The sequence below is a fragment of the Brevundimonas sp. genome, assembly GCF_035935935.1.
Taxonomy (GTDB): Bacteria; Pseudomonadota; Alphaproteobacteria; order Caulobacterales; family Caulobacteraceae; genus Brevundimonas.
The window spans coordinates 21761-33431 of record NZ_DASYWO010000001.1; the positions used below are offsets into that span (position 1 = coordinate 21761).

At 71.3% G+C, this 11671-nt stretch carries 10 protein-coding genes; 5 read left to right on the forward strand and 5 right to left on the reverse strand.

The features are described 5' to 3' along the window. Window positions 1-29: 29 nt before the first annotated feature. Genes mrdA through VGR32_RS00115 form a run of 3 tightly spaced genes read left to right on the forward strand, consistent with a single transcriptional unit; the run spans window position 30 to window position 3759 of the window. Window positions 30-2120 carry a penicillin-binding protein 2 gene (gene mrdA, locus VGR32_RS00105; protein WP_327446803.1) on the forward strand — a complete coding sequence of 697 codons (2091 nt, stop codon included), beginning with the start codon at window positions 30-32 and terminating at the stop codon, window positions 2118-2120. After that, complete coding sequence (rodA, locus tag VGR32_RS00110; RefSeq protein ID WP_327446805.1) at window positions 2117-3274, forward strand: rod shape-determining protein RodA; 1158 nt, start codon at window positions 2117-2119, stop codon at window positions 3272-3274. The genes mrdA and rodA overlap by 4 nt, the downstream gene beginning before the upstream one ends. A 2-nt stretch (window positions 3275-3276) precedes the next feature. Beyond that, window positions 3277-3759, forward strand: a complete 483-nt coding sequence (locus VGR32_RS00115; RefSeq protein WP_327446807.1) for a DUF6173 family protein — start codon at window positions 3277-3279, stop codon at window positions 3757-3759. Here the strand turns inward: VGR32_RS00115 and VGR32_RS00120 are convergent. Further along, entirely contained in the window at window positions 3754-4227 is a 474-nt protein-coding gene (locus tag VGR32_RS00120) for a hypothetical protein (protein WP_327446809.1), read from the reverse strand. The two genes, VGR32_RS00115 and VGR32_RS00120, sit on opposite strands and share 6 nt — an antisense overlap. 7 nt (window positions 4228-4234) lie before the next feature. Next, window positions 4235-5209: a prolyl aminopeptidase gene (pip, locus tag VGR32_RS00125; RefSeq protein ID WP_327446811.1), complete on the reverse strand. Its 975-nt coding sequence runs from the start codon at window positions 5207-5209 to the stop codon at window positions 4235-4237. 142 nt (window positions 5210-5351) lie between these two features. Between pip and VGR32_RS00130 the strand changes: the two genes are divergently transcribed. Further along, window positions 5352-6536: an MFS transporter gene (locus tag VGR32_RS00130; RefSeq protein ID WP_327446813.1), complete on the forward strand. Its 1185-nt coding sequence runs from the start codon at window positions 5352-5354 to the stop codon at window positions 6534-6536. A gap of 4 nt (window positions 6537-6540) precedes the next feature. Here the strand turns inward: VGR32_RS00130 and VGR32_RS00135 are convergent, their stop codons facing one another. The 3 genes from VGR32_RS00135 to VGR32_RS00145 all read right to left on the reverse strand — a co-directional run bounded on the left by VGR32_RS00135 (window position 6541) and on the right by VGR32_RS00145 (window position 10024). Then, window positions 6541-7125: a hypothetical protein gene (locus VGR32_RS00135; RefSeq protein ID WP_327446815.1), complete on the reverse strand. Its 585-nt coding sequence runs from the start codon at window positions 7123-7125 to the stop codon at window positions 6541-6543. A gap of 113 nt (window positions 7126-7238) precedes the next feature. Further along, complete coding sequence (locus VGR32_RS00140) at window positions 7239-9749, reverse strand: tipN (protein ID WP_327446817.1); 2511 nt, start codon at window positions 9747-9749, stop codon at window positions 7239-7241. Window positions 9750-9838: 89 nt separating this feature from the next. Next, the gene (locus VGR32_RS00145; protein ID WP_327446819.1) at window positions 9839-10024 is read right to left on the reverse strand and encodes a hypothetical protein; all 186 of its coding nucleotides are present in this window, start codon (window positions 10022-10024) and stop codon (window positions 9839-9841) included. A 160-nt stretch (window positions 10025-10184) separates the two neighbouring features. Here VGR32_RS00145 and VGR32_RS00150 point away from each other — a divergent pair, with 160 nt between their 5' ends. After that, window positions 10185-11669: a phospholipase D-like domain-containing protein gene (locus VGR32_RS00150; protein WP_327446821.1), complete on the forward strand. Its 1485-nt coding sequence runs from the start codon at window positions 10185-10187 to the stop codon at window positions 11667-11669. The last annotated feature ends 2 nt before the right edge of the window (window positions 11670-11671 follow it).

Genomic DNA, 11671 nt, shown 5'->3' on the forward strand with positions numbered 1-11671 from the left:
TGCGAAGCTCCTGAAAGGAGCGAAGCGGAATGAGCTCAGAACCGTCGATCTTCTTCAGCGACCCGAACGAACGGCAGGGCTCGTTCCTGCGCCGCACGCTGGTCGTCGGCGGCCTGACGGCGCTGGGCGTGGTGGGGCTGGGTTTAAGGCTGGGCCAGCTGCAGGTGGTCCAGGCGCGCGAGTTCGCCACCTTGGCTGCCGAGAACCAGTTCAACTTCCGGCTGGTCCCCCCGCCCCGCGGCCTGATCAAGGACCGCAACGGCGTCGTCATCGCCGGAAACCGTCCCAGCTTCCGCGTGCTGGTGGTGCGCGACGAGACCAAGGATCTGGACGGCACGCTGGATCTTCTGGGCCGCCTGCTGCCGGACACGCTGGAGCGCCGTCGCGGGATCATCCGCGACGTCAACGCCGCGCCGCGCTTCACGCCCGTGCCGGTGAAGAGCGACCTGACGTGGGAGGAGTTCGCCCGGGTCAACCTGTACGCCAACGAGCTGCCCGGCGTGATGGCCGACATGCATGAGGCGCGCTTCTATCCGCACGGCGGCGCCTTCGCCCACGTCATCGGCTATGTGGCCAAGCCGAACGCGCAGGACGTCGAGGCGTATCGGGAGCGCGGCGAGGAGCCGCCGCCGCTGCTGTTCAACCCGGGCTTCCGCATCGGCCGGCAGGGCGTCGAGAAGGCGCTGGAAGAGGACCTGCGCGGCGAGCCCGGCGGAAACCGGGTGGAGGTCGACGCCCGCGGCCGGGTCGTCGGCGAGGACGCGGAAAACAGCCGTCCGGCGGTGCCCGGCAAGGAAGTGATCCTGACGCTGGACGCCGACGTCCAGAACAAGGCGCTGGAGGTCTATGGCCAGGAGTCGGGCGGCTGCGTCGTCATGGACGTGCGCAACGGCGACATCCTGTGCATGGTGTCGGCGCCTTCCTTCGATCCGAACCTGTTCGTCGGCGGGGTGCCGTCGAAAGTGTACCGCGCGCTGGCGGACTATGAGCGGCGGCCGCTGCTGGACAAGGCGATCTACGGCTCCTTCCCGCCCGGCTCGACCTTCAAGATGACGACGGCGCTGGCGTTTCTGGACGCCGGCATCGATCCGTCGCGCCGCGTGGTCTGCACCGGCGGCTATCGCTACGGCGGGCGGACGTTCCGCTGCTGGAAGGCGGGCGGGCACGGCGCGATGGACATGCACAACGCCATCAAGAACTCGTGCGACACCTACTTCTACGCCATGTGCAACGAGGCCGGCGTGGACCGCATCGCGCGGGTGGCCGAGGACCTGGGCTTTCACCAGACGTATGAGATCGGCATCTCCGGCCAGTCCAAGGGCGTGATGCCCAGCCGGGCGTGGAAGGCCAACTACAATCGCAAGAACCCGAACCCGGATTCGCGGGTCTGGTATCCGGGCGAGACGCTGTCGGTCGCCATCGGCCAGGGCGCCGTCTCGACGACGGCCCTGCAGCTCGCGGTGATGACGTCGCGGATCGCCAACGGACGGGTGGCGATCGAGCCGCGGCTGATCAAGTCGATCGGCGGCAAGGAGCAGCCTCCGGCGGCGCAACCTCGCGCCCTTCCCTTTTCCACCGAGCACCTGGACATCGTGCGTGCGGGCATGGCGGCGGTGGCCAACGACGTCACGGGCACCGCGTACCGCGCGTCCCAGCTGGGTCTGGGCGACATCCAGATGGCCGGCAAGACCGGCACGGCGCAGTCGCGCGATTACAAGCCCGGCGAGTCGCGCGGGCCCCGCAACGCCAACTGGCGACTGCGCGACCACGCCCTGTTCGTCGCCTTCGCGCCGCACGACGCGCCGCGCTACGCCATCGCCCTGATCATCCAGCACGCCCCCGCGGGCGGCGCGGCAGACGCCGCGCCCAAGGCCCGCGAGATCATGAAGGTGGCCTTGCTGAAAGATCCGGACATGCGCGCCCGGATCGAACGGCCCCTGCCGCCGGAGCCGGAAGCCCCGGCCGGCGCGGACGAAGGCGAAGGCGGCGCCGGACCGGGCGGTCTGGTGGACCCCGCTGTGCCCGCGCGCGCCGCTCCGGCGCCGACCACGCCCGTCCAGACGACGGGGCCTGCGGCGACCCCCCCGGCGCCCGCCCCGACTCCGGAGCCGCCGCAATGACCGCCTCGGCGCTGACCCGCCCCGGAGAGCGCGACCGCCTGTCCGTCAAGGTGCGCGAGATCGACTGGACGCTGGTCGTGCTGTTGTCGGCCGTGGCCGGCGTCAGCGTGGCCATGCTGTATTCGATCGCCGGCGGCCACTGGCAGCCTTGGGCCGCCGACCAGCTGGTGCGGTACGGCGTCGTACTGGTGATGGCGCTGGCGCTGGCGCTGGTCCATCCCAAGTGGTGGTTCCGCGCGGCCTATCCGATGTACGGCGTGCTGCTGCTGCTGGTGCTGATGATCGAATTCACGCCGCTGGGCTACGTCGCGGGCGGGGCTCGGAACTGGCTGAATCTCGGCTTGATCCGCATCCAGCCGGCCGAGTTCATGAAGCTGGGCCTCGTCCTTGCGCTGGCCCGCTGGTACCACAACCACACGGCGCAGGAGGCGCGGTTCAGCTGGAAGCTGCTGATCCCCGCCGCCATGATCGGCGTGCCCTTCCTGCTGGTCGCCAAGCAGCCCGACCTTGGGTCGGCGATGATCATCGGCCTGACGGGGGCGGCGGTCATGTTCGTGGCCGGCCTGAGCTGGAAGATCATCGCGCCGATGGGGGTGCTGGCCGCGGTCGGCACGCCGCTGTTCGTGATCTTCGGAATGCACGACTATCAGCGAAACCGCGTGCTGACCTTCCTGGACCCTACCAAGGATCCGTCGGGGACCGGCTACAACATCATCCAGTCGAAGATCGCGCTTGGGTCCGGCGGTTTCCTGGGGCGCGGCTACGGGCTGGGGAGCCAGAGCCAGCTGGAGTTTCTGCCCGAGCGGCAGACCGACTTCATCTTCTCCACCGTGGCCGAGGAGTTCGGGTTCGTCGGCTCTTTCTCCCTGCTGATCTGCTACGCCGCCATCATCCTGATCGGCCTGCGCATCGCCAGCCTGTCGCACAGCCACTTCGGCCGCATCGCCGCCAGCGGCATGGTCGCCTTCTTCGCCCTGTTCGTGCTGATCAACGGCGCCATGGTGATGGGGCTGGCGCCGGTGGTGGGCGTGCCGATGCCGCTGTTGTCCTACGGCGGCTCTTCGATGATGACCGTGATGTTCGGCTTCGGTCTCGTGTTGTCGACGCGGGTCCACCGCTATTCGGAACTGCCGAAGGGCCACGGACTTTTCTGAGCATGAGCGACGCGACGCCTGTGACGGCCCCGCCCGACATGTTCTCCGACTGCGCCGGCGAGCCCTGCCCCGAGCCCGTCCTGCCCGGCGCGGCGCCGGAGCGGCTGAAGGCCATGACGACCGGCGTGCGCATGCGCGAAAGCCCGGCGGAATGGGCCTTCGTCCGTCTGTCGAAGCTGATCGAAGACTTCGAAAAGGGGCTGGATCGCGACGAGGAGATCGGCGCGACGATCGTCGGCCTGCCGGGCGACGCGACTCTGAAGTTCGACGAGGTCGGCTTCTGGGCGCCGGACCTGCTGCTGTTCAGCGGCAAGAACGCCGACGGAAAGCCGGTGCGCGTGATCCAGCACTATGCCGCGCTGAACGTCACCCTGAGCTCCACGAAGAAGCCGGAGGAGCGGGAGGCGCGGCGCATCGGTTTCCAGCTGTCGGAGTTGGTGGAGAAGACCAACCCGCAGCCGAAGGCCGCGCGCCGGAAGTCATAGGCGCGCGCGGGCGGCGTCCAGCTTTTTCCGCAGATCGGCGCGGGCCTTGCGGTGCTTTTCGCGCTGCGAGGCCGCGTCGTCTTCCAGGGCGGCGCGTTTGGCCTCAATGGCCTCAAGCGCGGCCTCGTGACGGGCGTCGAGCGCGTCGAGATCCGCCTCGAGCTTCGCGACGCGCCTGAGATCCGCCGCCGAAGGGCCCTTCGGCGCGGGCTTGGTGGCGGCCTTTTTCGGTCGCCGCGGCGCTGCGGCGACCTCGCCGACGTCGACCGCCTCGCCCCGCTGGATGACTTCGCCCGGGCGGGACAGCGCGGCCTCCGCGTCGGGGGCGTCCGGCGTCTCCGTGGCCAGACCCGTCTTGAAGATGTCCTGGGACAGCCCCCAGGCCTCCAGCGCCTTCGGCTTCGACGTCGCCGCCACCGTGAAGCGGTGGAAGCCGTTGGACCAGCTGAAGACCTTCAGCTTCGCCATGAGCCGGTCAGAGGTCCGCCGCCCAGTCCGTCGCGCGGACCAGGCTGTCGACGATGCCAGGCTCGGTCGAGGCATGTCCGGCGTCGGGGATGACGTCCAGCTTCGCCTCGGGCCAGGCGCGGTGCAGGGACCAGGCGCCGGAGATCGGCGTGACGACGTCGAACCGGCCCTGGGCGATCCAGGTCGGGATGTGCCGGATGCGCGTGACGTTGCGCAGGATCCAGTTCTCCTCGGGGAAGAAGCCGCCGTTCATGAAGTACCAGCACTCGATGCGCGCGAAGGCGACGGCGAACTCGGGATCGGCGAACTTGTCCGGGCGGGCGTCGGGCCCCTGAACGCTGACCGTCTCGCCCTCCCAGCTGGACCACGCCACGGCGCAGCGCTCGCGCTCCGCCTTGTCGGGCCCGGTCAGGCGCTTGTAGTAGGCGCCCATGAGGTCGTGACGCTCATCTTCCGGAATGGGCGCGACGAAACGCTCCCACGCGTCCGGAAAGATGTTCGAGGCCCCCTCCTGATAAAACCAGCGCAGCTCGGGCTTCGTCAGCAGGAAGATGCCGCGCAGCAGGAGGGACTGGACCCGCTCGGGATGGGTGATGGCATAGGCCATGGCCAGGGTGGAGCCCCAGCTGCCGCCGAAGACCGCCCAGCGGTCGATGCCGAGCAGCTCGCGAAGGCGCTCGATGTCCTCGATCAGCGTCCAGGTGGTGTTGTCCTCCAGCGAGGCGTTCGGCTTCGACTTGCCGCAGCCGCGCTGGTCGAACATGACGATCCGCCACTTCTTCGGATCGAAGAAGCGTCGCATGCCGGGATTGACCGCGCCGCCAGGACCGCCGTGCAGGACGACGACGGGCCGCCCCTGCGGGTTGCCGGATTCCTCGTACCAGACCTCATGGATTCCGCCTGTAGACATCCAGCCGGACGCATAGGGTTCGATCTCGGGGTGAAGGTCGCGGCGAGGGCGGGTGAGCTCGGGGAAGGCCATGGAAATCCTGATTTTTCCTAGCTGTCGCGCGGCGATGCTTAACGCAATGTGACCGTTTCGGGGCAAACGCGCGGAGCCGTGCCCCGTTCGCGGCCGGAATCGATCGGCGACGCCGGGCGACGGCCACGCTAGACCGGCGCGGATGGCCGAGTCTCCCGCACCGCCCGCCGTAACGGCACAGCTTCGGCTTTCCATCGGCTATGTGTTGCTGTTCGGCGTCACCGGGGTCAGCCTGCCCTACGCGGGGCTGTGGATGCGGGATCGGGGACTGTCGGGGGCCGAGATCGGCATATTGCTGGCCGCCCCCATGCTGGCGCGGCTGATCACGGGACCGGTTCTGGCGGTCTGGGCGGACGGGTTCGCGCGGCGTCGCACGCCCATCGCCCTGCTGGCTGCGGCGGCGGCGGCGGGATACGGCGGCGCCCTGTTCGTCGAGGGCTTCGGCCCATGGATGGCGTGCTGGTTCGTCGGGGCGACGGCCGCGGCGGCCCTGCTGCCGCTCAGCGACGTGTTGACCCTGCGCCTGGCCCGGAGGCTCGGCTTCACCTTCGCCCTGCCCCGCGGCTTCGGTTCGGCCGCGTTCGTCGCCGCCAACGTCGGCATGGGGGCCATCCTGATGCGCACGTCGTCGCAGGCCGTCGGGGTCTGGATCGCCTGCGGCGCAGCGGCGCTGGCCGTCTTCGCGCTCGTCGGACTGCCCGGCGAAGCCGTGAGCGACGGAACGCGGACGCGGGCGCGGGACCGGTTCAGGGGGCTGGGCGCCCTGCTGGCGTCCCTGCCGTTCGTGGGGGCGGTGGCGGCGACGGCCGCGCTGCATGCCTCCCACGCCTTCTACTATGCCTTCTCTGCGGTGCTGTGGACGGCGCAGGGGCTGAGCGCGACGGTCACCGGCGTCCTCTGGGGCTTCGCGGTGGTGATGGAGATCGCCTTCATGTGGCTGGTCGAGCCGTGGCGCCGACGCGCCGGCGTCAGCCCGTGGACCCTCATCGTCGTCGCGGCGGCGGCCGGCGCGGTGCGGTGGGCGGCCCTGACCACTGAGCCGGGGCTGGGCTGGCTGGTGGCGCTGCAGGCGCTGCACGCGCTGAGCTTTGCGGCGTCCTATCTGGCCGGGCTGGAGCTGGTGGACCGCTTCAGCCCGCCGGAGGCGCACACGGCGGCGCAGACGCTGTCCTCGGCCTTGTCCTCGGGCGTGGTGATCGGACTGGCGACGCTGGTGTCGGGGCCGCTGTACGACGCGCACGGCGCGCGGGGCTATTGGGCCATGGTCGCGCTGGCGCTCTGCGGAGGCGCGATCGCACTGGCCATGCGCCCCCGGGCGCCGGCCTGAGGCGTCAGTGCGCGGAGGCGCGCGCGGCGGGCGACAGATGACGCGCGATCGCGCCCATGGCGGCCTCCAGACCCGCGCCGGCGCGGGCGGGGTCGCCGGAAGGCACGCGAAGCAGGGCCACAGCCGGGGCGTCTACGCCGTCGGGAAGACCGCACATGGCGCGGAACAGGACGTAGCTGGCGGCGTCCTCGTCCGACTGCGAGGAAATCTCCGCAGACTGACCCGCGTCCGTCAGTGCACGGACGATCTCCTGAGCCGAGGCGGTGGCGCGAACGACGCCGGGGCCAGTCGGCGCGAAACGGTCCTTGCCGTTCAGCGTGCGGTTCTCGGCCCGGGTCTGGATGCGGAAGCCGTCGGCCCGGGCCCGACCGAGGATCAGGAGGGCGCGACAGGCCGGATCACGCAGGCGGCCTTCAAGTTCAGCGGCCATGCTTTCGGGATCCGCGGCGTCGAGCCGGCGCGCGCGGGCCGAGGCGAGACCCGCCGTAAGGGCCGACGCTTCGCCCAGGGCGGCGTCCAGTGCCGGATCGCAGACGCAGACGACGATCTCCGGACGGGTGTCGGAACCGGCGGGCGAGAGGTCGGGCATGGGTGCGGGACCATGACGGTTGTGTGACGGCGAGGCGGACCCTCTCCCGCCGTCACCGCCGTCGTCAAGCCGGAAACGTCGACAGTCCGACAAAGGTGATCAGGATTCACCGATCAGGCGAGGTCGCCCACCGCGGCGTCCAGCAGCATGAAGGCGCGTCCGGCGTCGGAGGCCAGCCGGTTCAGCACGACCGCGGGATCGCCGGAGCGCGCATGATCGGCCAGGAGGCGCGCGGTCTCGCGGACATAGGCTTCCGCATCGGCCCGCAGCGCGGGGTCGCTCATCACCCGGCGGGAGACGCTGCGCACCGCCGCAGGGGCCACGCGGCGCACCACGGCGCGCGCGGCCGCCGGATCGCCGCGTCCGATGGCCAGGGCGGCCTCCTCGATCCGGGCGCGCGGCAACAGGGCGTTGGGATCGACGCCCATGCGTCGGATGGAATCGACGATGCGCGTGGACAGGCCTTCGGCCTCCGCCGCGGGCATCACGGGCGTGTCGAGGTCGAGCGGCGCGTCGCCTTCCAGGTCCGACCAGTCGAGGGGCGCCGACGGCGACGCGGCCGCGGGCTTTCCGGCGTTCAACTGCAGGCGGCGGAGACCGAAGGTGCGGCCGGACGGCGGCGGCGGCGCCTCGGGCGCAGGGGCGTCGGACGGCGGCGGGGCCGCCGGCCGCAGGGGCTCGGGCTCGCGGCGTCGGGTCTGGGCGTCGCCCGAGACGACCCCCATCAGGCGCACGGCCTCGGTCAGCATCTCGTAGTTGCGGCGGACCCGCTCCTGGAAGGCGGCGTCGAGCGCCTCGGTGTCTTCCGCGGCCTTGCGTGACGCCTCGGACAGCGCCCTGAGCCCGTCCTCTACGACGGCGCGCACGGACTCGGCCCTCTGGCGGGCGGCTTCGGGAAGCTCGGCCGCCTTGCCGTCCAGCTCGACGAGGGCGCCGTCGACCTGCTCGAGCATCAGCCCCAGGCGGTCGGCGAGCGCTTCCAGACGATCCTGCGCCCGCTGGCCGGCCTCGTCGACGAGGCCGGCGCTTTCGGAGACGAGACGGCGCGCGCCGTCGATCCGGGCGTCGGCCGCTTCGTCCGCCTGCTGGGCCGCGGCGAAGAGCGCCTCTCCCAGACGATCGGCGCGATGCTGCGCCTCCTCGGCGGCCTGCTGGGCCGTCGTCCGCGCCGCTTCGGCGGTGGCCTGCAGCGCCTCGAGGGCGCGCCGGGTCTCCTCGATCTGCACGTCGCGGGCCTCGGCGGCCAAGGCCTCGAAGCGGTCCAGCGCGACCTTCGTGGCGGCGTCGAAGCCGTCGGCCTCGCGCTGCGACATCTCGATGAGGGCGCGGAACTGGTCGGTGGCGGCCTCGATCAGGTCACGGACGCTCTCCACGGCGCCGGCCGAGGTCTCGGTCAGTTCGCCGCCGGCGGCGCGCGCCGCCGACAGCTGCTCGACCAGCTGGGCGCGCTGGCTTTCGACCTGGGCGGAAAAGTCCTCCTGATCGGTGCGCAGGGCGTAGGCCGCGGTGACGAGGGCCGCCCGTTGCTGGCCCAGCCCCTCTTCCACCGACTGAATCTGCTCCGCGACCCCCGACCCGGCGTTCTCCAGCCGGATGGTCTGGCGGGACAGGTCGTCGGCGGCCGCCCGCGCGGCGTCCTGGGCCTCTCCGGCGGCGGCGGCGAGGTCTGCGGCGCGCGCGGCCAGCGCGGCCTCGGCCTCGCGCAACTGGGTCTGGGCCAGGTCAGACGCGTCCATGACCATGCGCGACTGGCGTTCGACCGCCTCGACCACGACCAGGGCCTGACCGTCCAGCTTCTGGTTCAGCTGATCCATCGCCTGCCGCTCCTGCGCCAGGGCTTCGGACAGGCGCCGCGCGGTGGCGGCGGCCGTCTCGGCGGCGGCGTTCAGGCGCTGGGTCTCTTCCGACAGCGCCTCGCGCAGCAGGGTCATGTCGCGGCGCGCGCGCTCGGCGGAAAGCGCGGCCTGATCCACGTCCTGCCGCAGGAGGGTCAGCACGCCCCCGGCCTCCTGCGCCGCCAGGGCGGTCGGCGCCAGCAGGGCCTCCGACAGGTCGCGGGCGCGGCGCGTCTCGGCCGCCAGTCGCGCGGAGTCGGTCAGCGAGCGGGCCAGCAGCAGGGCCAGTCCCACCGGGGCCACGGCGATCAGGGCGTAGACCGCAAGGCGCAGCGGCTCGAGCTGCACCGAGCCGAAGCCCGTTTCGTAGGCGACCAGCGCGGCCACCCCGGCCGCCCAGAGAGCCGACGCGATCCCGGCGATCCAGTACGGGGCGGCGCCGGGCGAAGCGGTCGCGGGCGTGGGCGGAGGGGCCGGAGCAGGCACGGTCGCCCACGACGGCGCCTCCACCGGCGCCGGGGGCCGGGCGGCATCGAGGGCGATTTCGGCGCGCATGTCCGCGGCGCGGGCGCGCTCGGCCAACTCCGCCTCACGACGCGCGGCCTCTTCGGCGAGACGCCGTCGACGGCGCTCGGACATGGGGCGCTCGGCCGCGAGGGGCGCCGGCCCGGGTTCAGGGGCGGCCGGGTCCGGATCGACGGAGACCGCGACGTCCGCAGCCGGAGCCTGCGCGGCCGTCTCCGCCTCGGGAGCGGTGAGGTTGAGCGGCGGCCGTTGTCGGTTCTTCATAGGATGCGGTTTCAGGCTCGGGATCGCGGACGCGCGACCCTAGAGCGTGATCGGTTCACCGCAAAGGCGAACCCGGTCGAATCCGCAAATCAGCACTTCCGCGCGGCGGCCGAGATCAGAATGGTTCCGGTCGGCTGGGGCGGGCAGTCGTCCTTGACGCGCCGGACTTCAGGCTCGTCCGCGCGCTGGTCGCGCAGTTCGACGCCGAACTGCGACAGCGCCGCCATGGCCAGGGCGGCTACGATGCCTGCGATGAACTCGATCAGCGCGTGCATCCGCCGATCCTCTCCCCTGACTGCGAGCGTCGTTATGCGCTTTTTCGACGGGCCGAACAATCACCGTCGGGATGAACAAAGCGTCACGATTGACGATCGCCGTTCGCTTGTGTGACGCAAGACACGGCACGAATTCCCCTCCGGGCCGTTAGGCGCAGCCATGACCACAGAACCCGTGCCCGGCGACGACGCCTCCCTGCTGGCCCGTCCGGGTCTGTGCTGGCGCACGGCCCAGGCCACGCGGGCGGCGACGCTGATCGACGGACAGGCATGGTTCGACGCCCTGGCGTCGTCGCTGTCGAAGGCGAAACGGTCCGTCGTGGTGCTGGGCTGGCAGTTCGATCCGCGCACGCGACTGGATGCGGAAAGCCGGCATGGCGACCGTCATGCCGAGATCGGCCATCTGCTGCGCATGATGGTGAAGTCGCGACCCGATCTGGACGTGCGCCTGCTGATCTGGAACTCGCCGATTCTGATCGCCGCCTCGCAGGGGTTCTTTCCGCACCGCGCCCAGCGCTGGTTCCGCAAGCGGTTCGTTGAGTTCCGGCTGGATCGCCCAGGCCCGATCGGCGCCTGTCATCACCAGAAGATGGTCGTGATCGACGACGCGGTGGCGTTCTGCGGCAGCGGAGATCTGGGCCCGGACCGCTGGGACACGCTCGGCCATCTGGACGCCGATCCCCGGCGCGTCCAGCCGAACGGACGGCTGGCGCCCGCGCGGCACGAGACCATGTGCGTCGTGGAAGGCCCCGCGGCGCGCGCCTTGGGCGACCTGGCGCGAGAGCGCTGGTTTCGAGCCACGTGGGAGCGAACCGTGCCCGATCCCGAGGGCGTGTCCGATCCGTGGCCGGACGGCGTCGAGGCGGAGTTCGCCGACGTGCCCGTGGGCATTTCGCGCACCGAGCCGAAATGGGGCGGGCGCGGCGCGGCGCGCGAGGTCGAGGCCCTGCATCTGGACGCCATCCGCTCGGCCAGGCGGCGCATCTACTTCGAAAACCAGTACTTCACCTCGCCCGCCATCGCCGCGGCCCTGGCCGAGCGGTTGAAGGAGCCGGACGGACCGGAAGTGGTGGTCGTCTCCACCGGTTCGAGCCCGAGCTGGTTCGACGGCATCACCATGGACACGGCGCGGTCCGAGGTCCTGTACCGGCTTGAACAGGCGGACGCCCACGACCGCTTCTTCGCCTTCAGCCCCAACACCCGGCGAGGCGAGAGCATCATCGTGCACGCCAAGGTGACGGTGATCGACGACACGCTGCTGAGGATCGGGTCGGCCAACCTGAACAACCGGTCGATGGGCTTCGACACCGAGTGCGACCTGTCGCTGGAGCCCGACACGGCCGAGGGCCGGGCGGCGGTCGAGGCCTTCCGCCATCGCTCCATCGGGCACTTCCTCGGCGTCGACGCGGCGGCCTTCGCAGCGACGGAGGCGCTGTTCGGCTCGATGGGCAAGGCGATCGAGAAGCTGAACGCGGGGCGGATGTCGCCGCTGGGCGCCACGCCGCCGTCGGCGATCGAACGGGTGATCGCCGAGTGGCAACTGGGCGATCCGCGCGCCACCGACGACGCCTGGCGGCCGTGGAAGCGCCGCAACGCCTCGCAGCGCCCCTATGAGGAACGGCGGCGGACCCTGTCGCGTCGATGAGC

Excerpts from the sequence above, each read along its gene's own strand:
- mrdA (WP_327446803.1), top strand. The coding sequence starts at position 30 with ATGAGCTCAGAACCGTCGATCTTCTTCAGCGACCCGAACGAACGGCAG.
- rodA (WP_327446805.1), top strand. The coding sequence starts at position 2,117 with ATGACCGCCTCGGCGCTGACCCGCCCCGGAGAGCGCGACCGCCTGTCC.
- VGR32_RS00115 (WP_327446807.1), top strand. The coding sequence starts at position 3,277 with ATGAGCGACGCGACGCCTGTGACGGCCCCGCCCGACATGTTCTCCGAC.
- VGR32_RS00120 (WP_327446809.1), bottom strand. The coding sequence starts at position 4,227 with ATGGCGAAGCTGAAGGTCTTCAGCTGGTCCAACGGCTTCCACCGCTTC.
- pip (WP_327446811.1), bottom strand. The coding sequence starts at position 5,209 with ATGGCCTTCCCCGAGCTCACCCGCCCTCGCCGCGACCTTCACCCCGAG.
- VGR32_RS00130 (WP_327446813.1), top strand. The coding sequence starts at position 5,352 with ATGGCCGAGTCTCCCGCACCGCCCGCCGTAACGGCACAGCTTCGGCTT.
- VGR32_RS00135 (WP_327446815.1), bottom strand. The coding sequence starts at position 7,125 with ATGCCCGACCTCTCGCCCGCCGGTTCCGACACCCGTCCGGAGATCGTC.
- VGR32_RS00140 (WP_327446817.1), bottom strand. The coding sequence starts at position 9,749 with ATGAAGAACCGACAACGGCCGCCGCTCAACCTCACCGCTCCCGAGGCG.
- VGR32_RS00145 (WP_327446819.1), bottom strand. The coding sequence starts at position 10,024 with ATGCACGCGCTGATCGAGTTCATCGCAGGCATCGTAGCCGCCCTGGCC.
- VGR32_RS00150 (WP_327446821.1), top strand. The coding sequence starts at position 10,185 with ATGACCACAGAACCCGTGCCCGGCGACGACGCCTCCCTGCTGGCCCGT.